This window comes from Streptomyces sp. NPDC018031 (assembly GCF_044327625.1).
Taxonomy (GTDB): Bacteria; Actinomycetota; Actinomycetes; order Streptomycetales; family Streptomycetaceae; genus Streptomyces.
This window is the reverse complement of sequence record NZ_JBIRFT010000013.1, coordinates 17,627-38,861: the sequence shown is the minus strand read 5'-3', so window position 1 is coordinate 38,861 and position 21,235 is coordinate 17,627. Positions and strand designations below refer to the sequence as shown.

At 73.4% G+C, this 21,235-nt stretch carries 21 protein-coding genes and 1 pseudogene; 8 read left to right on the top strand and 14 right to left on the bottom strand.

What is annotated here, in order from left to right; translation table 11 throughout:
* Positions 1 to 112: 112 nt before the first annotated feature.
* From ACH4B3_RS24950 to ctaD, 4 genes are all read right to left on the bottom strand, one after another.
* A complete protein-coding gene (locus tag ACH4B3_RS24950) occupies positions 113 to 493 on the bottom strand; it encodes a hypothetical protein (protein WP_398466218.1) in 381 nt (126 codons plus the stop codon).
* A gap of 387 nt (positions 494 to 880) precedes the next feature.
* The gene (locus tag ACH4B3_RS24945) at positions 881 to 1,006 is read right to left on the bottom strand and encodes a hypothetical protein (protein WP_398466482.1); all 126 of its coding nucleotides are present in this window, start codon (positions 1,004 to 1,006) and stop codon (positions 881 to 883) included.
* 475 nt (positions 1,007 to 1,481) lie between these two features.
* Complete coding sequence (locus ACH4B3_RS24940; RefSeq protein WP_398466217.1) at positions 1,482 to 1,865, bottom strand: hypothetical protein; 384 nt, start codon at positions 1,863 to 1,865, stop codon at positions 1,482 to 1,484.
* 17 nt (positions 1,866 to 1,882) lie between these two features.
* Entirely contained in the window at positions 1,883 to 3,613 is a 1,731-nt protein-coding gene (gene ctaD, locus ACH4B3_RS24935; protein ID WP_398466215.1) for a cytochrome c oxidase subunit I, read from the bottom strand.
* A 260-nt stretch (positions 3,614 to 3,873) separates the two neighbouring features.
* Between ctaD and ACH4B3_RS24930 the strand changes: the two genes are divergently transcribed.
* Positions 3,874 to 4,398, top strand: a complete 525-nt coding sequence (locus tag ACH4B3_RS24930) for a hypothetical protein (protein WP_398466213.1) — start codon at positions 3,874 to 3,876, stop codon at positions 4,396 to 4,398.
* A 170-nt stretch (positions 4,399 to 4,568) separates the two neighbouring features.
* Here the strand turns inward: ACH4B3_RS24930 and ACH4B3_RS24925 are convergent, their stop codons facing one another.
* Positions 4,569 to 4,838, bottom strand: coding sequence for a hypothetical protein (locus tag ACH4B3_RS24925; RefSeq protein WP_398466211.1), 270 nt, complete (start codon positions 4,836 to 4,838; stop codon positions 4,569 to 4,571).
* Positions 4,839 to 5,074: 236 nt separating this feature from the next.
* Here ACH4B3_RS24925 and ACH4B3_RS24920 point away from each other — a divergent pair.
* Positions 5,075 to 6,283, top strand: a pseudogene (locus ACH4B3_RS24920) (hypothetical protein).
* A 117-nt stretch (positions 6,284 to 6,400) separates the two neighbouring features.
* Positions 6,401 to 6,925 (top strand): hemerythrin domain-containing protein, encoded by a 525-nt coding sequence (locus ACH4B3_RS24915; protein ID WP_398466469.1) that lies wholly within the window; start codon positions 6,401 to 6,403, stop codon positions 6,923 to 6,925.
* Between the two features lie 318 nt (positions 6,926 to 7,243).
* On the opposite strand, the gene ACH4B3_RS24910 is transcribed toward ACH4B3_RS24915, so the two are convergent.
* The 3 genes from ACH4B3_RS24910 to ACH4B3_RS24900 all read right to left on the bottom strand — a co-directional run bounded on the left by ACH4B3_RS24910 (position 7,244) and on the right by ACH4B3_RS24900 (position 9,509).
* The gene (locus tag ACH4B3_RS24910) at positions 7,244 to 7,645 is read right to left on the bottom strand and encodes a hypothetical protein (RefSeq protein WP_398466209.1); all 402 of its coding nucleotides are present in this window, start codon (positions 7,643 to 7,645) and stop codon (positions 7,244 to 7,246) included.
* Positions 7,646 to 7,743: 98 nt separating this feature from the next.
* On the bottom strand, positions 7,744 to 8,661 hold the full coding sequence (locus ACH4B3_RS24905; protein ID WP_398466207.1) for a DUF72 domain-containing protein: 918 nt from the start codon (positions 8,659 to 8,661) through the stop codon (positions 7,744 to 7,746).
* Between the two features lie 131 nt (positions 8,662 to 8,792).
* Positions 8,793 to 9,509 (bottom strand): TetR/AcrR family transcriptional regulator, encoded by a 717-nt coding sequence (locus tag ACH4B3_RS24900; RefSeq protein ID WP_398466205.1) that lies wholly within the window; start codon positions 9,507 to 9,509, stop codon positions 8,793 to 8,795.
* Between the two features lie 101 nt (positions 9,510 to 9,610).
* On the opposite strand from ACH4B3_RS24900, the gene ACH4B3_RS24895 reads away from it, so the two are divergent.
* Positions 9,611 to 10,801, top strand: coding sequence for an FAD-dependent monooxygenase (locus ACH4B3_RS24895; protein ID WP_398466203.1), 1,191 nt, complete (start codon positions 9,611 to 9,613; stop codon positions 10,799 to 10,801).
* A gap of 210 nt (positions 10,802 to 11,011) precedes the next feature.
* Here ACH4B3_RS24895 and ACH4B3_RS24890 read toward each other — a convergent pair whose 3' ends face one another.
* Positions 11,012 to 11,914: a LysR family transcriptional regulator gene (locus ACH4B3_RS24890; protein WP_398466201.1), complete on the bottom strand. Its 903-nt coding sequence runs from the start codon at positions 11,912 to 11,914 to the stop codon at positions 11,012 to 11,014.
* Positions 11,915 to 11,988: 74 nt separating this feature from the next.
* Between ACH4B3_RS24890 and ACH4B3_RS24885 the strand changes: the two genes are divergently transcribed.
* Positions 11,989 to 13,029: a DMT family transporter gene (locus tag ACH4B3_RS24885; protein WP_398466199.1), complete on the top strand. Its 1,041-nt coding sequence runs from the start codon at positions 11,989 to 11,991 to the stop codon at positions 13,027 to 13,029.
* 101 nt (positions 13,030 to 13,130) lie between these two features.
* Here ACH4B3_RS24885 and ACH4B3_RS24880 read toward each other — a convergent pair whose 3' ends face one another.
* Positions 13,131 to 14,462 (bottom strand): aminotransferase class I/II-fold pyridoxal phosphate-dependent enzyme, encoded by a 1,332-nt coding sequence (locus ACH4B3_RS24880; protein WP_398466197.1) that lies wholly within the window; start codon positions 14,460 to 14,462, stop codon positions 13,131 to 13,133.
* Between the two features lie 36 nt (positions 14,463 to 14,498).
* On the opposite strand from ACH4B3_RS24880, the gene ACH4B3_RS24875 reads away from it, so the two are divergent.
* On the top strand, positions 14,499 to 15,167 hold the full coding sequence (locus tag ACH4B3_RS24875) for a pyridoxamine 5'-phosphate oxidase family protein (RefSeq protein ID WP_398466195.1): 669 nt from the start codon (positions 14,499 to 14,501) through the stop codon (positions 15,165 to 15,167).
* 44 nt (positions 15,168 to 15,211) lie between these two features.
* Positions 15,212 to 15,853, top strand: coding sequence for an FMN-binding negative transcriptional regulator (locus ACH4B3_RS24870; protein ID WP_398466193.1), 642 nt, complete (start codon positions 15,212 to 15,214; stop codon positions 15,851 to 15,853).
* A gap of 4 nt (positions 15,854 to 15,857) precedes the next feature.
* On the opposite strand, the gene ACH4B3_RS24865 is transcribed toward ACH4B3_RS24870, so the two are convergent.
* From ACH4B3_RS24865 to ACH4B3_RS24855, 3 genes are all read right to left on the bottom strand, one after another.
* Positions 15,858 to 16,811, bottom strand: a complete 954-nt coding sequence (locus ACH4B3_RS24865; protein ID WP_398466191.1) for a DMT family transporter — start codon at positions 16,809 to 16,811, stop codon at positions 15,858 to 15,860.
* 308 nt (positions 16,812 to 17,119) lie between these two features.
* Positions 17,120 to 18,154 (bottom strand): EamA family transporter, encoded by a 1,035-nt coding sequence (locus ACH4B3_RS24860; RefSeq protein ID WP_398466189.1) that lies wholly within the window; start codon positions 18,152 to 18,154, stop codon positions 17,120 to 17,122.
* A gap of 31 nt (positions 18,155 to 18,185) precedes the next feature.
* Entirely contained in the window at positions 18,186 to 18,755 is a 570-nt protein-coding gene (locus tag ACH4B3_RS24855) for a Clp protease N-terminal domain-containing protein (protein ID WP_398466187.1), read from the bottom strand.
* Positions 18,756 to 19,179: 424 nt separating this feature from the next.
* Here ACH4B3_RS24855 and ACH4B3_RS24850 point away from each other — a divergent pair, with 424 nt between their 5' ends.
* Positions 19,180 to 19,995, top strand: coding sequence for a PhzF family phenazine biosynthesis protein (locus ACH4B3_RS24850; RefSeq protein WP_398466185.1), 816 nt, complete (start codon positions 19,180 to 19,182; stop codon positions 19,993 to 19,995).
* A gap of 136 nt (positions 19,996 to 20,131) precedes the next feature.
* On the opposite strand, the gene ACH4B3_RS24845 is transcribed toward ACH4B3_RS24850, so the two are convergent.
* Positions 20,132 to 20,935: a CPBP family intramembrane glutamic endopeptidase gene (locus ACH4B3_RS24845; protein WP_398466467.1), complete on the bottom strand. Its 804-nt coding sequence runs from the start codon at positions 20,933 to 20,935 to the stop codon at positions 20,132 to 20,134.
* Positions 20,936 to 21,235: the final 300 nt, after the last annotated feature.

The following is a 21,235-nucleotide window of genomic DNA, read 5'->3' as shown; positions in this document are numbered from 1 at the left end:
TCCGACGAGTGCCGGGAACGGCAGAGGCGGCGCCGGCGGAGCCCGCCGCGATGCCGTTCACGTCGACCCTCGCGACCCCACCGTCGACATGATCACCTCACCGGAGGTCACCTCACAGGCCGCGCCCATCGCCCTGCACCTGGACAGTGACCGGCCACCGCCCCTCGGCCACGAAGAACGCCAAGCCGGCCGTGGAGATGCCCCGCACACTGAAGCCGACATCGATCAAAGTCGACGGCAGGCAGGCCACGCCCAGCACAGACCAGCGGGGCCGATACATGGTCAGCATCGACGGCATCGATCCCCTCTCCGTGAGGACCGTCACCATGGACTGCCGGATCACCGCCGGCTCCACCGGCCGTGTCCGCGCCACCGCGATCCCGAACGCGTCCGGCCATACCGAAACCGTTGGTCGCGCCGATGCCCTGATCGACAGTGACTCCGCACTCTCGCTGGCCCAGCCCTCGCCCATCAGGACCATCGACGCGGGCACCGGACATACCCGGACCTGGGCCGTGGCTAAGACCGGCGGTCAGGTCTGCTGCAACCCGCGGTGCCTCGATCTCGGGTATTTTCGCTGTTCAATGCAAAGGGCCATAGGCCATGTACCACCAGTAGACGAAAAACCTGCTGGTGCCCCCTCCCCCGGAGCCCGTCTGGAGAGGTCACTCAGCGTGCCTGCAACCGTTCGCCCGGATGGACTGGCGACACCCCGCCCCGCTTGCCCGGCGACACGGGCTGCCCTTGGGGAGAATCTGCGGAGTATGGGGGCGCTGGGGAGCGCATGGGGAGAATCGACTACGTAACCCGGTACCAGCCTGAAGGCCATGAAAGACGAGTCCACGCAGGCCAGAGACGCCCATGGCCATATCGCCGCAGGTCACAGCCACCCCATAGACAACTTTATGACGTACGTGCCGAGATCGTCGTCCTCGACGATGCCGGGGAGCGAGCCGCCCTCACGCAGGGGTGTGACATAGCGGGTCGCCGTGACTTCGGTCAGCACTTCTCCAAGCTATCCGATTGAATGCCCTGCCCTCCTCCAGCGAGATCGACGCGTGAGTGCCGCAGCACGTGGAAGCCATCCTCGGGTGCCGCCTCCCACCGCCACGGCTCCGCCCCCTTGAGGAGAGGGTGGCGGAGGCGGGGTGCTCGTCGCTGATCGCCTCGCGGGCTGCCGCGACGAGCTCGCGGGCGCGGGCGACCGGTCCGCCATCCGCGGAGGGCGTCGGTCCGGGCACCCTGCCGGTGACGGCCGCCGGCAGGGCCGGCAGTCCCTCGGTGGTGGCGTGGTCGACGTCCCCGAACAAGGGGTCGGTGTAGGGCCCGAGGTCGACGGCCACCTCGGCGACCCGGCGGCGGAAGCGGCCGCGACGCACCAGGACCACGCGGTGACCGTCGCGGACCTCGGCCTCGGCTGCGGCGTACGAGGAAGCGACGGGACCGGCCGCGGTTTCCCCTTGCGTCCCGGCGCCCCGAGTTCACGACGTGGCGTCGATCCAGAGCAGGGTGGCTGTGTAGAGGACCCCGGCGAACAGCAGGAGGGCAGCCGTCCTGCAGAGCAGGCGGCGGCGCAGCAGCTCGTACCGGGCGGTGTACTCGGCCTTGAGTTCTTCGCAGCGGGCCGCCACCGACCGGAGGGCGGTGCGGGTGACTTCGACGTGTGCTTCAGCGAAGCGGCGCGCCACTTCCTGGTGCTGGGCAGTGGTCAGCCACGGCATGCGGTCCGCGAACGCCTGGCCCTCGTCGCGAGCCCTGCGCAGGGCCGCTTGGCACAGCAGGTAGCCCTCGATCCGTGCGATTCCCGCGGCGACGTCGTCGGGGGTGGAGCTCTCGGGCGCGGTGATGTCGTTTGGTTCCGGCATGGCGTACCCGGGCCCTCTCATGGCTGTGCGTGGCCGCCCGGGCGGTCCCGGGACATCCCTTCTTCGGTGTCGATCACGTCCCGCCGGTCGGCGTTCTCCGCCTGGTCGAGCGCGGCGATGTGCGGGTGGTGGAGGTCGAAGGCCGGGGAGTCGGAGCGGATGCGCGGCAGCGTGTAGAAGTTGTGCCGGGGCGGCGGGCAGGACGTGGCCCATTCCAGGGACCGCCCGTATCCCCATGGGTCGTCGACCTCGAGCTGCTCGGCGTATTTGGCGGTCTTCCACACGTTGTACAGGAATGGCAGCGTCGACAGGCCAAGGAGGAAGGAGCCGATGGTGGAGACCGTGTTCAGTGCGGTGAATCCGTCGGCGGCCAGGTAGTCCGCGTAGCGGCGCGGCATGCCTTCGGCTCCAAGCCAGTGCTGCACCAGAAATGTCGTGTGGAATCCCACGAACAGGGTCCAGAAGTGGATTTTCCCGAGCCGTTCGTCGAGCATCCGACCGGTCAGTTTGGGCCACCAGAAGTGAAAGCCGGCGAACATGGCGAAGACGACGGTACCGAAGACGACGTAGTGGAAGTGGGCGATGACGAAGTAGCTGTCCGAGACGTGCCAGTCCATCGGCGGAGAGGCCAGCAGAACGCCGGTGAGGCCGCCGAAGACGAAGGTGACGAGAAATCCGATGACCCACAGCATGGGTGTTTCGAAGGAGAGCGATCCGGACCACATGGTGCCGATCCAGTTGAAGAACTTCACCCCGGTAGGGATGGCGATGAGGAAGGACATGAAGGAGAAGAACGGGAGGAGCACGGCCCCGGTGGGGAACATGTGGTGAGCCCACACGGTCACCGAGAGTCCCGCGATGGCGATCGTGGCGCCGACCAGTCCGACGTAGCCGAAAACGGGTTTGCGGCTGAATACGGGGATGATCTCGGTGACGATTCCGAAGAACGGCAGGGCGATGATGTAGACCTCGGGATGGCCGAAGAACCAGAAGAGGTGCTGCCACAGGATCGCGCCCCCGTTGGCCGGGTCGAAGATGTGCGCCCCGAACTGCCGGTCCACCTCCAGCGCGAAGAGGGTTGCGGCCAGCACGGGGAAGGCCATCAGTACCAGGGCGCTGGTGAGCAGGATGTTCCAGGTGAAGATCGGCATCCGGAACATCGTCATGCCCGGGGCTCGCATGCAGATGATCGTGGTCATGAAGTTGACCGCGCCCAGGATCGTGCCGAACCCCGACATGGCCAGTCCCATGATCCACAGATCTCCGCCGACGCCGGGGCTGTGGACCTCGTCCGACAGAGGCGTGTAGGCGAACCAGCCGAAGTCGGCGGCGCCCTGGGGGGTCACGAACGAGCTGACCGCGATCAGGGAGCCGAAGAGGAACAGCCAGTACGACAGCATGTTCAACCGGGGGAACGCCACATCGGGAGATCCGATCTGCAACGGCATGATGGCGTTCGCGAACCCTGCGAACAACGGCGTGGCGAACATCAGCAGCATGATGGTGCCGTGCATCGTGAAGGCCTGATTGTACTGCTCATTGGAGAGGATCTGGAGGCCTGGCCGGGCGAGCTCCGCCCGGATCGCGAGCGCCAGGATGCCGCCGAAGATGAAGAAGCCGAACGCCGTGCCGATGTAGAGCGCACCGATTTTCTTGTGATCAGTGGTGGTGATCCACGTCACCGCGACGGCCCCCGGGGATTTCCACCGCGCTGCCGCCAGGTCTTCCGACTCAACCGCCGTCACCACTGTCTCGGCTCCTCCCAGCCTGGCACCACCGACGGATACATCGATGGCGGTCTGTTCACAGGCGTGCCGAGTCCATCGGCCGCCGCTCGTCACGCGTCGCCCGTTGATATCGCCCCCGGCACAGAATCGCCCGGCATTCCTGCCTTCGTGGGCGCGGGAAGGAGACGGTCGTCCCATCCGGCGATTCCGCCGAGCAGCAGGCAAGCGGCCACCAGACCGGCCCGGAATTGGTGCGCCCGGATCGGGGTACTCGTGGCGACATGATGAAGCCCGCGCTGTGGCAGGGGCTCCTCGCCGGCGCCGCCGGGGCGGTGGCGATGTCGGTGAGCGAGAAGGCCGAGCAGCTACTGACCGGCCGGCCCGATTCGCATGTCCCGGCGCGGACGATGGAGCGTATGAGCGGGATGCCGGAGCGCCCGGGCCGTCAGCCGGTACCGGTGAACTGGGCCATGCACCTCGGCCAGGCGGCTTTGCTGGGGGTACTGCGGTCGGTGATGGCGCACGCCGGACTCCGTGGGCCGTGGTCGTCGGCGAAATTCGCCGTGGTAAGGCTCACCAACGACCAGATCCTGGAGAACGCCACCGGCGTCGGCGCTCCTCCGCCGACCTGGCCCCGCACGGAGCTGGTGGTGGATCTGCTGCACAAGGCCGTCTACGCGTTCACCACCGGAGCCGTGGCGGACGCCCTCGCGGCCACCTCGGGCCCCGGCCCCGGGCAGCGGCACGCCGCGATGCGGGCCGGCCGCCACCCCGACGTGGGGCCGCCGCCCCGTGGGGAGGCGTGAGGGCGATGAACCCGCCGGTTCGGTGAACGGCCTGCCGGTCGGTGGTGTACGGGCCGGCGGCGCGGCGCCGGGGTGGCGCGCCGCCACGGACGGCTACGCTCCGCCCGCGACGGCGGGGCAGTCCTCACGGTCCGGCCTGCCGACCGTCACGCCGGAATGCGGCCGACTGCTCAGGCGGCATCCGGCAGGGTGGTAGCGAGCAGAGCGGCGAGCCGCGCGCGATGGAGTGCGGCCACGGGCGACACGAACTCGGGGTCACGGAGCAGCCGGGCGGCCTGGAGGTCGTGCGGATCGGGGTCGGTGAGCCGGGGGAACGCCACCGGCGAGGTGGCGGTGTGCTCGCTCCCGTCCAGGGCATGCACCGCCGCGTCGGCCAGCGCGGGCTCGATCAGCAGGCAAGCCGCCCAGCTGGCCACCGTCTCGTCCACCCAGGTGCGCACTCGGCTCCCCCGGCGCCATTCCGGACAGGAGTTCCGATGTATGGCAATCTGCTGCAGGCCCTGTCCACCGGCTGTCCGGCCCGGTCAGGCCGCCTGTGCCGAGCGGCGTTCCGAGAGCCGCCCGGCCGCCGGAGAGGCCATCCGGTGGACGTTCCGGTGCCTCGGGTTCCCGGTGACCCGGCCAGGGAACCGAGATGAGGGCTTCACTGCCTCGCCCGGAAAGACGGGAGACCTGAATGGCCTTCAATCCACTACAGGAACGCGGCATCCCGCTCGACCGGCAGCTGCGCACCTGGCGGGAGCTGGATGTGGCGCCGATCGACCCTGATCACAGTGACCCGTACACGCGGTGCCGGATCATCACGATGAACGGCATCGAGGTGGAAGCGATCATGTTCAGCCATCACATGGCGCGCCACTGCCCCGATCCGGAGGTCAAGCGGCAGCTGGCCCGGGTGCGGTATGTGGAGGCACAGCAGCAGAAGGCCGTGAACTGGTTGCTGCCGGGGTGGCGTCGGTCCTGGAGACCAGGATCGCCTATGAGCAGGTCGCGGTCGACCTCACCGCGTGGGTGGCCCGGATGGAGCCCGATCCGTACCTGCGACAGGCCTACGAGTTCGGGGTGCTCGAGGACTTCGACCATCTGTACCGGTACGCGAACCTGTACGAGATGATCGAGCACTGCAAGGCGGAGCGGATCGTCCAGGGGCTCACCGAGGTGATGCCCGGCCGGCCTACGAAGTACCACCACCGCAACCCGGTCGACAACATGCGCGACCCCTACGACGGCGCGCGGGTCGACCCGCTGTCGAAGCTGCACGCACTGACGATCATGTCGGCCGAGCAGCAGACCATGAACTTCTACATGAACGTCGGCCCGCAGTACGTGGAGCCGATCGCCCGCCAGCTCTACCAGGAGATCGGGCTCATCGAGGAAGAGCACGTCACCCATCACCCACTACGAGTCCCTGGTGGACCCCGGAGAGACCTGGTGGGAGCAGTTGGTCAACCACGAGTACAACGAGTGCTACCTCTACCACTCCTTCATGGAGCAGGAGAGCGACCGCAAGGTGAAGGCCATCTGGAAACTGCACCTGAACATGGAGTTGGAGCACCTGCGGCTTGCCTGCGACCTCATGCGACGCAACGACGGCCGGGAACCGGAGGAGATCCTCGCCCCCGAACTGCCCAAGCCCCTCACCTTCGAACCCAACAAGGCCTACCTCCGCGAGCTGCTCGACACCCAGATCGACCTCACCACCCTGGGCGCGGGATACGTACGCGAGGCACACGAGCGGTTCGAGGAGATGCAGCAGCAGCTCAACAACGGGGACCGGCCACCCAGCGAGCGCGTCATGGAGCAGCACGCCCGGATGATCGGCGGCGAGTACCGAGTGGAAACCGAGGGAGAACACCCCGTCCCGGCACTGCGCGGACGGCACTGACCACCCACCGTGCCGGAGCAACGCCAGGGCCCTGAATCTTCCGGAAGGTGATCACAGGCATGACCCACAGCGCACAAGATCGCCGACGCCGGGCAGGACGACGTGGTGACGCTGCTGATGCGCCAGCACGGCGACATCCGTAACCTCTTCGACGAAGTCGAACACACCGCCGGCGACGAGCGACGGGACGCCTTCCGCCGACTGGTCCGGCTGCTCGCCGTCCACGAGACCGCGGAGGAGGAAGTCGTCCACCCCTCCGCCCGCGGCGCCTTCGACGGCAGCGAACAGACCGTGGCCGACCGCCTGGAAGAAGAACGCCAGGCCAAGGAGAAACTCAGCCGGCTCGACGAGATGGACACCGACGACCCCACCTTCGTGCCGACCCTGCTGTCGCTGCGCACCGAGGTGATGGAGCACGCCCGCGCCGAGGAACGCTACGAGTTCACCCAGCTGCGCCGTCATCTGGAGCCCGAGCGGCTGGCCCGGATGGCCAAGGCCGTCAAGGCCGCGGAGGCCACTGCGCCCACCCGCCCCCACCCCGGCGTGGAGAGCGCCGGCAAGAACGTGGCGCTGGGCCCGATGGCGGCAACGGTGGACCGCACCCGCGACGCCGTACGCAAAGCCATGGGCAAGGACGGCTGAGCCCCGCGCGCTCGGGCGAAGGGCGGTGGGCAGGGGCTTCGGGGCGGCGTCGGTCCGAGGACTGGGAGCGGGGGTGGTCGCGCAGCCGTTGGCTCGTGTCGATCGGCTTCCCGCGGTCGTACGGGGCGCCCCGGTGGGTCTCACCGGCGGGCCGCTCGTCGGCCGTGCCGGAAAGCGGCGGTACGAAGCAGCCAGTCGGGGCGCAGCCGCCGTTGGGCCGGGTCGTCCCGGCGCGGGTCAGTCCGCCTCGACGAGAACCCGCTCGCCGGGGCGGGGAGTGGACCAAGTCGGCGGGGAACCCGGAACGGCAGGCCTCTGTCAGGAATTCCGCCAGTGGTGACCGCATGACCGTGTAGTCCTCGTAGTACACGGCGTCACCCGCCGCCGGCGCACCGTCCGCACCAGCCGGGCGCCCTGGGCGGCGTCCATGGTGACGAGCAGGCCGCCGCTTGGGAGGCGGGTGCCGCCGAGGTGGACGACGGCCAGGTGGATCTCGGGGCAGCGGTGGGCGATCTCCTCGATGCCGGGGAACAGGAGGGTGTCGCCGGCGACGTACAGACGCAGCCGGACGGGTCCGCCCGGCTCCCCGGACTCCAGCAGGTTGCCCATCAACGGCCAGAGCAGCGGGCGGGAGAGGGCCCCTCCGGCGCGCACCGCCCCGGCCGCCCCGGGGCCGCGGGCCGGCGCCTCGTCTGCCAGGTCCGCCGCCTCGGTCGGCACCCGGCTGGGGGTCCGTCCCGCACCCGAGCGTCGGAGCGTACGGTGAGCGAGAGTGCCCGCCTTGGGCGGGTCAGGCCGGGCGCGCGGTGACGCCGCCCTCAGGTCTCCGACGGAGTACGAGCCAGTAAGCCCCGCATCGACTCCGCGGCGCGCACCGCCGCGTCGGCGCAGCAGTTGTTGAACAGGACGTGCACCTCGTCGGCGCGCTCCGCCAGCCGCCGGACCCGCGGCAGCCACTCCGCCAGCTCGGCCTCCGTGTAGGTGTGGCGGAACCGCTCCTCCTTGCTGCCGGTGCCCCAGGCGGCGTTGCGGCCGTGGAAGCGCACCACCGCCAACCGTCCGGTGGTGACGGGGGCGACGGGTGGCACCGAGGTCGGCAGCGTCTGGATCATGTCCACCGCCACGGCGGTGGTGCCCAGTTCGGTGAGCAGCGCCTCGGTGGCCTCCCGCCGCTCCGCGCTCCACCAACCGGGATGCCGGAACTCCACGGCGACCGGCCACCCGGCGGTACGCGCCACGCACCGGCCGAGCGCCTCCTCCGCCCGGGCACCGGGCGCGAACCACGGAGGGAACTGGAACAGCAGTGTGCCCAACCGTCCGGTGTCGCGCAGCGGTTCGAGTGCGCCGCTGAACCGCTGCCACACCTCGTCCAGCAGTTCTTCGTCGGCGCCCACCGGACCGGCCGGGCGGCCGGCCGGCCCGATCGCCCGCGCCGCCCGCCTGCCCAGCGCGGGCCGCAACTCCGCGGGCAGCGCCTCCGGGCGGGTGGGGTGGCCGGTGAGCAGGGACAGGGCCTTGACGTCGAAACGGAAGCCCGCAGGGGTGCGCTCCGCCCACAGGTCACTGTTGCGACGGCTGGGCAGCGCGTAGTAGGTGGCGTCGACCTCGACGACGGGGAACCGCTCCGCGTAGTACCGCAGCCTCCCCTCCGCGTCTCGCCGGTCCGGCGGGTACCAACCGCCGGCCAGCAGAGCGCGGTCCGTCCATGAACACGTACCGACCAGAATCTCGCCCATGGCCCCGCGGCTACCCGGCCGCGGGCGGTTGATCGCATCGGTGCTCCGAAGCGGTCCGGTCCCGGCCGGTGGAGCCGGCGCGTCACGGCCGGGCGGGTGGCCAGGCCGCAGCGACGTCCACCGCTCCCGGGTCAGCGCGCCCGCTCGTCGATGAGTACGGCGAGCCCATCCAGGATGCGCTGCAGGCCGAACTCCCACGCCTGGTCCTGCCCACCGGACCGGGCCACCGACGCGAGGGCCCCGGTGAGCGCGGGGAACCGCTCGCCGTGCGCCTCCATCAGTTCGCCCAGGACGGCGCCCAGCCGGGCCTCGGTGCCGCCCCCGGGCCCTGCCGCACGGGCCTGCTGGGTGATGGCGCGCACATGGCCCACCAGCAGCACGGCCGCGTCCATCCGCTCGGCACCGTTCAGCCCGGTACCGTCCAGGGCCGCGACGGCGCGCTCCAGCCAGGACAGCTCCCCGGGGCCCGGGACACGCGGCCCGACGGTGACCTCCAGCGCCCAGGGGTGCCGGCCGAAGACGGTGATCAGCCCGCGGGCCCAGTCCTCCAGCCGCTCCCGCCAGCCCTCCCGCCGGTCTCGGGGCTCCGGGCAGGGGCCGATCGCGACGTCCACCATGAGGGCGATCAGCTCCGCCTTGCCCGGCACATACCGGTACAGCGCCATCTTGGTCATGCCCAGCCGACCGGCGACCCGCTGCATGGACACCTCGGCCAGGCCCTCGGCGTCGGCGATCTCGATCCCGGCCCGGGCGATGGCGTCCAGGTCGAGCCTGGGCCTGGGGCCCCGCGCGGGCTTGGGATGCGGCCCCCACAGCAGCCGCACCGTCTCGTCGCGTTCGCCGTCCACCGCGCCGTCCTCCTGCCCCTGGCCTTGGCATACCGACTGTGTCTACGGTACACAGTAATAACAGTGTCCCACGGACACAGTTATTGCCCACGGAGGATCCCATGAACAAGACCGTCCTCATCTCCGGCGCGAGCATCGCCGGCCCGGCGCTGGCCTACTGGCTAGCGCGCCACGGCTTCCGGCCCACCGTCGTGGAACTCGCCCCGGCCCTGCGCCGGGGCGGCCAGGCCGTCGACTTCCGTGGCGAGACCCACCGGACGGTGCTGGAGCGCATGGGGCTGCTGCCCGAACTGCGCCGCATCCAGACCGGTGGGACCCCGATGCGCTTCGTCGACGAACGCGGCCGCACCCTGCTGCACCTGCCGGCCGAGTTCGCCGGCGGGGAGCTGGAGGTGCTCCGCGGAGACCTGGCCCGGGTGCTGTACGAGCACAGCCTTCCGCACACCGACTACGTCTTCGGCGACACGATCACCGGCCTGACCGAGACCCCCACCGGTGTGCGGGTCGACTTCCGGCACGGCGCGACGCGCGTCTTCGACCTGGTCATCGGGGCGGACGGGCTGCACTCCAACGTCCGCCGGCTCGCCTTCGGCCCGGAGGAGGACCATGTGACCCACCTCGGCTACTACGCCGCCACCTGGCAGCTGCCGGGCGACCTCGGCCCGGCGAAGGGGTCGGTCGGCCACAACGTCCCGGGGCGGCTCGCCTCCGTCGGCGCCGACCACCGGGACCCGGGCCGGGCGGGGGCGTTCTTCGTCTTCGCCGCGCCCGAACTGCCCTACGACCGCCACGATCCCGAACAGCAGAAGCGGCTCATCGAGGACGCCTTCACCGGCGTCGGCTGGGAGGTGCCCCGCCTGCTCGGCACCCTGCGCCACGCCCCCGAGCTGTACTTCGACTCGATCAGCCGGGCGGACGTGGCCACCTGGTCCGCGGGGCGGGTGTGCCTCGTCGGGGACGCCGCCTGCGGGGCCACCATCGGCGGCATGGGCACCGGAACCGCGATCGTCGCCGCCTATGTGCTGGCCGGCGAACTCGCCCGGGCCGGGGGCGACCACCGGACGGCCTTCCGCCGGTACGAGAGCCGGCTCCGGAAGTACGCCACCGGGTGCCAGTCCGGCGGCGACCGCACCGGGCGGTTCCTCGCCCCCGGCACCGCCGCCGGGCTGCGCTTCCGCAACTCCCTGCTGTCCCGGCCGCTGTTCCTGAACGGCATGCTCCGACTCGGGGAGAAGGTCAGCACCGTGGCCCTGCCCGACTACCCGGTCACGGCCGGCCATGCGGGCCGGTGACGCCCCCGGCCACCGGACGGGCCCGCCGCACGGCGCACCGGGACCGCGCCGCCGGTGGCCCGCGGACGCCGAGGCTGCGGGGCACCCGCCGCCCTCGCGCGCGGCCGGGCAGGCGGGTTGGGCGACCGGCTTGGGCTGCCGCAGGCGGCAGCCCTCGCGCATGGCCGGGACGGACTCCGCCGCCCGCCCCGCGGCCGGCCGGATGACCGGTCAGGCGGTGAGCATCGAACCCGCCGCGCGGAGCACCTCCACCGCCGCCCGGATGGAGGGCCGCCGGTCGGCGTCGGCGCGCCAGATCGCATAAATGTGCCGCCGCATGGTGTGCCGCACCGGCACGATGCGCACCCCCTCGGGGATCGGACCGCGGCCCAGCCGGGGGGCGACGGCGACCCCGAGTCCGGCGGCGATCAGCGCCAGCTGGGTGGAGTGCTCCTCCGCGGTGTGGGAGATCCTGGGCTCGATGCCCTTGCCCCGCAGGGTGAACATCAGCCAGTCGTAGCAGAATCCGTTGGGCCAGGAGATCCACTCATCGGCGGCGAACTCCTCCAGGTCCACCTCGCCCCGGCCGGCCAGCGGGTGGTCGGCGGGGATCGCCACGTCCGCGGGATCGTCCATCAGCGCCGCCTTGACCAGGCCGCCGGGCATCGGCAGCGGCTTGTTGTACCAGTCGAGGACGACGGCGAGGTCGATGTCGCCGCGCACCACGCTGGGCACCGAGACGTCCGGCTCCATCTCCAGCAGCCGGGTGCGCAGCTGGGGGTGCTCGGTGCGCAGCGTGGTGAGGGCTTGCGGCAGCAGGCCGCGGGCGGCGGTGGGGAAGGCGCCGAGCAGCAGCTCGCCGACGGCCTGCCCGCGCTGTGCCTCCAGGTCGGACTGGGCCAGTTCGACCTGCGACAGGATGCGCGCCGCGTGATCGGCGAGCAGCCGGCCGGCGTCGGTCAGGCGCACTCCGCGGCCGTTCTTGGCCAGCAGTTGCTGACCGGTCTCCCGCTCCAGCTTCGACAACTGCTGGGAGACGGCGGAGGTCGTGACGTGCAGTCCGTCCGCGGCGCCGCTGACGGAGCCATGGCGAGCCACGGCGTGCAGGGTCCGCAGGCGATCCAGGTTCAACATATAAGGAATGCTACGCGAAACGGCGTACGAAGTCTCGCTTGTTCTACGAGGTCAGAGCCGCCATTGTGGTGGCCATGACCCCTGCCGCCGCCCGCGCCACCGCCCCGCCCGCCCCCGCCGGCCCGAGTACCGGGGCGGCCACCGCCGCACCGGCCGCCCCGGCCGGCGTCCGGCCCGCCGGGGGCGCCCCGGGCACCGGCGGCTCCCCCGCCGCCCGTCCGCTGCTCGACTGGCGGATCCGGTTCGGCGTGCTCGCCCTCATATGGGGCTTCAGCTTCCTCTTCATCAAGGTCGGCACCGAGTCGTTCGCCCCGCTGTACGTCACCCTGGGCCGGATGGTCTTCGGTACCGCGGTGCTGGCCGCCGTGCTGGTGGTGAAGCGCGAGCGGCTGCCGCGCGGCGCCCGGGTGTGGGGGCACCTCGCGGTGGCGGCGTTCTTCCTCAACGCGCTGCCGTTCTCGCTCTTCGCCTACGCCGAGCTCACCATCTCCTCGACGCTGGCGGGCATCTGCAACGCGACCTCCCCGCTGTGGGGCATGGTCCTGGCGGTCGTCGCGGTCTCCGACGACCGGCCGAACCGGCAGCGGGTGGCGGGCCTGGGGCTCGGCTTCATCGGTGTGCTGATCGTCCTGGGGGCCTGGCAGGGCTTCTCCGGGCAGGACCCGGCCGGCACCTCGATGGCCCTGGTCGCCTCGCTGAGCTACGCCGTCGGCTGGCTGTACGTACGCCGAACACTGAGCGGCACCGGCAACTCGCACCTGGCGATGTCGGGGGCGCAGTTGCTGCTGGGCACCGTGCAGCTGGCGGTGGTCACCCCGCTGTTCGCCCCGGCGCCGGACTCCTTCCCGGCGCTCCCGCTGCTGTCGGTGATCGCACTGGGCGCCCTCGGCACCGGCCTGGCCTTCCTGGTGCAGTACGGGCTGGTGGCCGAGGTCGGGCCGACCACGGCGATGATGGTCACCTACTTCGTCCCGGTGATCGCCACCGCGGCGGGGGTCGCGATCCTCGGCGAACACCTCAGCTGGAACACGCCGGTCGGCGCCCTGGTGGTGCTGGCGGGGGCGGCCCTCACCCAGAGCAGGCCGCACCGGAAGGCCCGGACTGGGGCCGAGTAGCACCCGGCACCGCAGGCGGGAGGGGTGCGGCCCGCCGCGGCACTCACGGCGGACGGTCGAACAGCCGCGGCACTCACGGCGGGCGGCCGGCCGGCGGCGCATCAGCCGAACCGCAGCGCCGGGGCCGGCCCGGCCGCCGCGGCGAGGGCGTCGGCGAGCGGCCCGGTGTCCGCCGCGGCCAGCCGTGACACGGTGACCCGGACCCCCGGCGGGGAGGCCAGCCGGAACCGCGCGCCGGGAGCGGCCGCCCAGCCCGCGTTGAGCAGCCGGGCCACCGCGCCGGTCTCGTCCGCCACCGGCACCCAGACGTTCATGCCGCTGCGACCGCGCGCCGCGACACCCCGCTCGCCGAGCGCCCGCACCAGGGCGTCGCGGCGCCGGCCGTAGGCGGCGGCGACCGCCCGGGTGTCCAGCGTTCGGTTGCGCCACAGATGGGCGACGGTGCCCTGGAGGAGGTGGCTGACCCAACCGGGCCCGAGCCGCTGCCGGCCGCGGACCCGGTCCACCGTCACGGTGTCCCCGGTCAGCACCGCCAGCCGCAGGTCCGGGCCGTACGCCTTGGCCGCGGAGCGGACCAGCACCCAGTGCTCGGTCCCGCCCACCAGCGGGTGCAGCGGCAGGTCCACGATGCCGTGGCCGTGGTCGTCCTCGATCAGCAGGGTGCCCGGGTGCCGGGCGAGCACCTCCCGCAGCTCCCCGGCCCGCGCCGCGCCGATCGCGGCCCCGGTGGGGTTCTGCGCGCGGGCGGTGACGACCAGCGCCCGCGCCCCCTCGGCCAGGGCGCCGTCGACCGGTCCGGGCAGCGGCCCGTCGTCGTCGACGGCGACCGGCACCGCGCGCAGCCCGAGCGCCGGCACCAGGTCCAGCAGGCTGCCCCAGCCGGGGTCCTCGACCGCGACCACGTCGCCGGGGCGCAGATGCGCGGTGAGGACCCGCTCGATGGCGTCCAGCGAACCGGAGGTCACGGCGACCGGGCCGGCCGGCACACCGTCGGCGTCGAACCCCTCGCGGGCGAGCCGGCCGAGTTCCGGGGCGATGTCCGGCGCGCCGTAGAGGGTGGGGTGGGCCGCGCTGTCGGCCCCGGCCGCGGCGAGTGCCTCGGCCAGCGGGGGCAGCAGGTCCGGGTCGGGGTTGCCGGACGCGATGTCCCGGACGCCCTCCGGGATCTCCACCCGGATCATTTCGCGCCAGGTGGTGGAGGGGCGGGGGCGCACCCTGCTGCCCCGTCGTCCGGCGGTCTCGATCACTCCGCGCTCCCGCAGGGTGCGGTAGGCGGCCGCCACGGTGTTCGGGTTCACTCCGAGCTCGGTCGCCAACTCGCGTTGCGGTGGCAGGAGTTGGCCCGGGAGCAGTTCACCGGACCCCACCGCCCGCTCCACGCTGGCGGCGATCTCCGCTGCGCGCCGCCCTTCGATCCGATATTCTCCTAGCACAAAACTAAGTATGCACTAGTGCAATGGAGGCCGCAAATGTCAGCCACGGCAGCCGCCGGGTACGAACCGACCGGGCGCACCGTCCCCACCCGCTCCGCGGACCGCGCCTCCTACGACCGGGAGACGATCCACGCGATACTCGACGCCGACTACGTCTGCCACCTGGGTTTCGTCCGCGACGGTGCCCCGGTCGTGCTGCCCACCCTCTACGGGCGGGTGGGCGAGACCCTGTACCTGCACGGTTCCACCGGCTCCCGCCCGCTGCGGGCGGCCGGGCAGGAGGACCCCGGGCTGCCGGTGTGCGTGACGGTCACCCACGTCGACGGGCTGGTGCTGGCCCGCTCGGCGTTCCACCACTCCATCAACTACCGCTCGGTCGTGGTGCACGGCATCGCCCGCCGGGTGACCGACGAGGCCGAGCGCCGCGCCGCGCTGGACGCCCTGGTGGACCACGTGGTGCCCGGGCGGGCGGCGGACTCCCGCCCGGCCGACGCCAAGGAGCTGGCGGCCACCGCCGTCCTGCGGGTGGACCTGGCCGAGGTGTCCGCCAAGATCCGCACCGGTGGGCCCAACGACGAGCCCGAGGACCTCGCGCTCCCCCACTGGAGCGGCGTGCTGCCGGTCGCCAGGAGCTACGGGGCGCCGGTGCCGGCGGACGACCTCGCCCCCGGCATCCCGGTGCCCGGCTACCTCACCGCACGCTGAACCGGCGGCGGACGGAACGCGGAAAGCAGCGAGAGGGATCCACCATGCTCATCCACCCCTGGGACGCCGCCCGGGACGAGGCCGAATGGCAGGACTGGCTGTCCCGGCACGACTTCGGGCAGCTGGCCGTCAACGGACCGCCCGGCGAGGCGCCCCTCGTCCAGCCGGCCCACTTCGCGTACGACCCGGGGCGCGGGGAGGCGGTCACCCACCTCGCCCGCCCGAACCCGCTGTGGCGGGCGCTGGAAGCGGATACCCGGGTGCTGCTGAGCGTGGTCGACGACTACGCCTTCGTCCCCGGGCCCTGGCAGGCGCCGGACGGCGTGCCGCCCGAGCACGGCGTGCCGACCAGCTTCTACACCGCGGTCCAGCTGTCCTGCGTCGCCCATGTGGTGGACGCCCCCGAGGAGCTGGCCGCGCTCCTCCACCGCCAGCTCGCCCATTTCCAGCCGGCCGGTGACCACGCCCGGGTGGCTCCCGGCGAGGCACCGTACGGCCGGATGCTCGGCGGCATCCGGGGACTCCGGCTGGAGGTCACCGAAGTGCGCGCCAAGTTCAAGTACGCCGGGCACAAACCGGAACCGGTACGCCGGCGGACCAGCGCCGGGCTCGCCGGGCGGGGCGCGCCCGGCGACGCCGAGGCCCTGGCCCACCGGCAGCGGCGGGGGGCCTGGACCGGCTCCTGACGCGTCAGCCGGCCGGCGCGGCGGCCGCCCGCGCCTCGGTCACGGCCAGCGCTCCGACCGCCGCCAGCAGCACCGCGGTGCCGAGCACGGTGGCGGCCGAGAGCCGCTCGTCCAGCAGCGACACCGCGATGACCGCGGCGGTCACCGGTTCGATGAGCGTGATCACCGTGGCGGTGGTGCCGCGCACCGCCGCGAGCCCCGCGAAGTACAGGCCGTACGCCAGCGCGGTGGGCACCGCGGCGATGTAGACCATGAGCCCCAGGGTGCGGGCCAGGTCGTGGCCCTGCGGCCACAGCCCCTCCCAGGCGGCGAACGGCAGCAGGCACACCGCGCCCACCGCGAAGGACGTCATGGTCGTCGTGTACGGGTCCCGGCCCGCCCCGGAGCTGCCCAGGTGACGGGTGTGGACGGTGACGGTCGAGTACCCGGCGGCGGCCAGCAGGGCGAGCGCGACGCCCGCCGGGCGTACCGTGCCGGTGCCGTCGCTGCCGGACACCAGGACCACCAGGCCGGTGAGCGCGCCGGCCACCGCGATCGCGCCGCCCGCGCCGAGCCGTTCGCCCAGCAGCAGCCGGCCGCACAGCGCGACCATGACCGGCGCGGCCCCGAGGGTCACCACCGTCGCCACCGCCAGCCCGGTTTCCTGGACCGCGCCGAAGTAGGCGGTCTGGAAGACGGTCAGCCCCAGGCCGGTGACGAGTATCCGCACGGCCCGGCGGCGCGGCGGCTCGCCGGGTCGCGGGCGGTCGCGGATCGGACGGCGGCGCAGCGGCCACGCGGCGAGCAGCAGGAGCAGCCCGCCGAGGGTGCGCCAGAAGGTCAGCGCGACGGGGCCGAGTCCGCTGTCGCCGTACAGCAGCGCGGCGGCGGCCCCGGCGGTGCCCCAGGCGACGGCGGCGACGGTGACGTAGAGCAGCCCCCGGCCCACGGGCAGGGCGGGGGTGAGTGAGTCGAGCACGAGGAGTTCTCCCGCGGAAGACAGGTGAGGGTTCGCGTCATCCGTGTGCGGGCAGGAGGGCGAAGCGATCGCCGCGGAAGCGGTCCGCGGAACGTCGTCCGCGCCGCGCGTCCCGCCGCCGGGCGTGGCACGCCGGGGCGAGGACGGGAGCTGCCCGCGTCAGACGGCGGGAGGCGGAAGAACGGTCATCGGCATGTCGATCACCCTACTGCACCGGCGGCGCCGGCAAGTCCGGCAGGCCTTGCCGGCGCCGCCGGGCGGGAGGCCGTCCCGCCCCGGGCCGGCGGCGCGGCGGCGCCGGAAGCCCGTCAGGGGCGGGCCGACTCCGGTGCCGCCGCGGACCGGTCCGCGGTGCCGCTCGTCGCGGCCGGCCCGGTGCCGTACGGACCGTGGCCGACCGGGTCGACCGGGCCGATCACCGGTGCGGCGTCCTCCGCCTTGGGCGTCGAGGTCTGCGCGATGAACGCCCCGGCCAGCACCAGCGCGCCTCCGGCGACCTGCACCGCGCCCAGGTGCTCGCCCAGCAGGACCCAGGCCAGCACGGTGGCGACGACGGCTTCCAGGCAGGCGACCACACCCGCCACCGGCGGCGAGAGCCGTCGCACCGCCAGCACCCCGGTGAGATAGGCGACCACGGTCGCGACCAGGACCAGCCAGGCGAGCAGCAGCACGGACGGAATCCGCACCCCGTCCATGTCGGCGCGGCCCGCCAGCACCGACCAGTCCAGGTTCCAAGGACGTGCCACGGCGGTCAGCGCGACCGCCCCGACGAGCAGCCCGTAGGCGATCACACCCAGCGGATCGGCCGCGTCGTCGCCGTCGCCGCCGTGGTCGGACAGGACGAAGTAGCCCACCTGGCAGCAGGCCGCGCCCAGGGCGAGCAGCAGGCCGAGCGCGTCGAAGCCGAGCCCGGACCAGATCTCCACCACACAGGCGAGACCGCCGGCCGCCAGCACCACGCCGACCGCCGCCGCCCGGCTGACCCGGCGGCGCTGTACGAAGCGCACCCAGGCCAGCACCAGAGCGGGGGCGAGGTACTCGACGAGCAGCGCGACCCCGACCGGGACCCTGGAGATGGCCGCGAAGTAGCACGCCTGCACACCGGCCACGGCCAGCAGGCCGAACCCGGCCAGCAGCGCCGGCCGGCGGCGGACCAGGGCGCGGTGCCGCCAGGCGACCGGCAGCATGACGACCGCCGCGAAGGCGGCCCGCAGCCAGGTCACATGGAGCGGCTCCAGCCCAGCCTCGATCAACGGCTTGGCCGCGACACCCGATCCACCGAACGCGAGCGCCGACGCCAGGGCGAGCCCCAGGCCGACACTCCTCCCCTGAGACGCTTGCATCGGCACATCATGCCAGCTCCGGTCAGGACCGTCATCCCGTTGACTGCTGGCACTCGGGTCGGTGCGCGGTCGCGACCAGCCGCGCCGGGTCCACCCCCGCCCGGCGGATCACCTCGACCGCCCGGCAGTCCGCGTCCCCGGCGATCGCGATCAGCAGGTCGAGCCCCTCGGCGCACGCCGCGCCGCGGGACCGGGCGCCGGCCAGCGCCCGGCCCAGGGCCGCCGCCGCGGCCGGCGACCAGCCGGCCGCCACGCCCCCGTACCCCGGACCGCCGGGCCCGCCCGCACGGCCCCCGGCCCGCACCCGCGGCAGCGCGCCGGAGTCCTCCACCCGCCCGCTCCACCGCAGGCCGTACCCGATGGCGCGCTGCACCAGGTACCCCAGCAGCCGCGCCGCCCCGGCCGGTCCGCCGTCGAACACCTCCCGCACCGCGGGGTCGGACTCCAGCAGGCCGTGCAGCAGATGCGCCGTGTCGATCTGCCGGTCCCCGCCCCGCCGGGCCCGCCTGCGGGCGTCGGCGATCACCGACACCAGCTCCTCGCTGAGCCGGCCGTCCCCTCCGGAACCGTCCGGACCGGCGGGAGGAGGTGAAGTTTGCACCCTCCCACCCCATCAGTCCGATGGTGCCTGAGGCATCCCCTCCGGGACGCATATGCACCGCGCGCCATGGTGCTCACAGAGGATCCCGGTCTCATCCTCACGGAGGAGACCGGACCCCACCCCGGTGGGCGGCCGGACCGGGCCGCGCGAACCGGCCGCCGACCCGGGCAGCGGGCGTGACCGGCTCCCCGGGCGCACCTCCGGCGTCCGGCCCGGCGGCTCGTCGCGGCGCAGCCGGCGCGTCCGCCTCCCCGGCGTCACCGGGGACGGCGGCCCGGCCGGTGGAGCGGGAACCGGCCCCCTCCGAAGCGCCGCCCGGAGGCCGCGGGCCCGGCCCGCCGGAGCGGGAACCCGCGCCCGGCCCGGGCCACTGAACGCGGATTGGCCTTGTCCGCCGCGCCGCGCGGCCCGCTAGCGTCCCCGCATGCGGATCCGAATCGTCGACGCCTTCACCGACCGCCCCTTCGCCGGCAATCCGGCCGGCGTCGTCCTGCTGGACGCGGACCGCTTCCCCGGCGACCGGTGGCTCCAGCGGGTCGCCGCCGAGGTGAACCTCTCCGAGACGGCCTTCGCCCACCCGCTGCCCGGTGGCGGCCCGGCCGACTGGGCGCTGCGCTGGCTCACCCCGACCACCGAGGTCGCCATGTGCGGCCACGCCACCCTCGCCACCGCACACGTGCTGCGCGGGACCGGAGCCGCCCGGGACACCGTCCAGTTCGCCACCCGCAGCGGGGTGCTCGCCGCGGCCCCGGGTCCGGACGGCTCCATCACGCTGGACTTCCCCACCGCCCCGCTGACCCCCGTCCGGGCGGACGAGCGGGTCGCCGCCGCCCTCGGCGCCCGGGTCCTGGGGGCCCACGACACCGGACCGAACGTCGGTGACCTGCTGGTGGAACTCGCCGACGAGGCCGCCGTGCGCTCCCTGCGGCCGGACTTCGCCCGACTGGCCGCCCTCGACCACCCGGGCGTCATCGTCACCGCGGCGGCGCAGGGCCCGGGCCGCGGCTACGACTTCGTCTCCCGCGTCTTCTGCCCCGCGGTGGGCATCGACGAGGACCCGGTCACCGGCAGCGCGCACACCGCGCTCGCCCCGTTCTGGTCGCCCCGGCTGGGCGGCGAGGAGCTGACCGGGCTGCAGGCCTCGGCGCGCACCGGGCTGGTGCGCGTCGCGCTGCGCGGTGACCGCACCCGGCTCACCGGCTCGGCGGTCACGGTGATCGACGGCGAGCTGCTGGTCTGAGGCGGCCCGCCCGGGGCGGACGCACGCACCATCGGGGCGGCCCGGGAGCCGGCGCACCGTCCGGCCGGCCCGGGGGCCCGGGCGCACGCACCACCGGGGCGGCCGGCGCCGGGCGGGCCGTCCGGCCCGGGGCGGCTCAGGCCGTGGGGAGCCAGTCCACCCGGCCCTCCAGCAGCGCGTACCCGACGAACGCCACGATGTCGATGAGCGCGTGCGCGGCGACCAGCGGCCCGACCCTGCCCCATCGGCGGTACAGCAGGACGAAGATCACGCCCATCGCCAGGTTGCCGAAGAACCCGCCGATGCCCTGGTAGAGGTGGTACGAGCCGCGGAGCACCGCACTGGCCGCCAGGGCCGCGGCCGGGGTCCAGCCCAACTGGCCCAGCCTGCGCAGCAGGTACCCGACGACGATCACCTCCTCCAGTACCGAGTTCTGCACCGCGGAGACGATGAGCACCGGGATCTTCCACCAGACGTCCGGGAGGTTCTCGGGCACCACGGTCAGATTGCCGCCGGCCGCGCGGGCGCCGAGGTAGAGCAGCAGTCCGGTGCCGCCGATGGCCGCCGCGATCACGGTGCCCCAGGCCAGGTCGAAGCGGGGGCGGCGCAGGTCGAAGCCGATGGACCGGAGTCCGGCGCCCTCCCGCATCAGCAGATGCGCCACCAGCGCCACCGGCACCAGGGCCGTGGTGATGCCGAACAGCTGCCAGGCCAGGTCCAGCCAGGGGCGCCCGGGCGCCTCGGAGGAGTTGAGGGTGGCCGCCTGGTCCTCCAGGCCCCCGGGCTCGGTCACCGAGCCGAGGAAGCTGATCAGCGCGCCCACCGCGCTCGCCCCGACCGAGAGCGCCAGGACCAGCACCAGTTCGCTGCGGAGGATCCGGCGGTGCCGGTCCTCGCCCCCCGGGGCGGGGACCACCGCGTCGCGCGCCTGTGCCTGCACTCCTGCCTCCACCACGTTCGCCGTTCCGTCCCCGGACCCGCCGGGGGTGCCCCAGGGGGGGTCCTAGCTTGCCCCACGGCCCGGCGCGGCACGAAGGAAGGGGGGCCCGGGTCCGGCCCCGGCGACCGGGCGCGGTGCCGCGCCGGCGGCCGGGCACCGCACCGGGACCCGGCGGCGGCCGGACCCGCCCGGCGCGGATCACTGGGCGGACCACCGGCGGCGGATCACCGGGCGCGGACCACACCGGCGGGCCACCGGCGGCGAATCGCTGGGCGCGGACCGCACCAGCGGATCACCGGG

Excerpts from the sequence above, each read along its gene's own strand:
- ACH4B3_RS24940 (WP_398466217.1), bottom strand. The coding sequence starts at position 1,865 with ATGCCGGAACCAAACGACATCACCGCGCCCGAGAGCTCCACCCCCGAC.
- ACH4B3_RS24930 (WP_398466213.1), top strand. The coding sequence starts at position 3,874 with ATGATGAAGCCCGCGCTGTGGCAGGGGCTCCTCGCCGGCGCCGCCGGG.
- ACH4B3_RS24915 (WP_398466469.1), top strand. The coding sequence starts at position 6,401 with ATGCGCCAGCACGGCGACATCCGTAACCTCTTCGACGAAGTCGAACAC.
- ACH4B3_RS24905 (WP_398466207.1), bottom strand. The coding sequence starts at position 8,661 with ATGGGCGAGATTCTGGTCGGTACGTGTTCATGGACGGACCGCGCTCTG.
- ACH4B3_RS24895 (WP_398466203.1), top strand. The coding sequence starts at position 9,611 with ATGAACAAGACCGTCCTCATCTCCGGCGCGAGCATCGCCGGCCCGGCG.
- ACH4B3_RS24890 (WP_398466201.1), bottom strand. The coding sequence starts at position 11,914 with ATGTTGAACCTGGATCGCCTGCGGACCCTGCACGCCGTGGCTCGCCAT.
- ACH4B3_RS24885 (WP_398466199.1), top strand. The coding sequence starts at position 11,989 with ATGACCCCTGCCGCCGCCCGCGCCACCGCCCCGCCCGCCCCCGCCGGC.
- ACH4B3_RS24875 (WP_398466195.1), top strand. The coding sequence starts at position 14,499 with ATGTCAGCCACGGCAGCCGCCGGGTACGAACCGACCGGGCGCACCGTC.
- ACH4B3_RS24870 (WP_398466193.1), top strand. The coding sequence starts at position 15,212 with ATGCTCATCCACCCCTGGGACGCCGCCCGGGACGAGGCCGAATGGCAG.
- ACH4B3_RS24860 (WP_398466189.1), bottom strand. The coding sequence starts at position 18,154 with ATGCAAGCGTCTCAGGGGAGGAGTGTCGGCCTGGGGCTCGCCCTGGCG.
- ACH4B3_RS24850 (WP_398466185.1), top strand. The coding sequence starts at position 19,180 with ATGCGGATCCGAATCGTCGACGCCTTCACCGACCGCCCCTTCGCCGGC.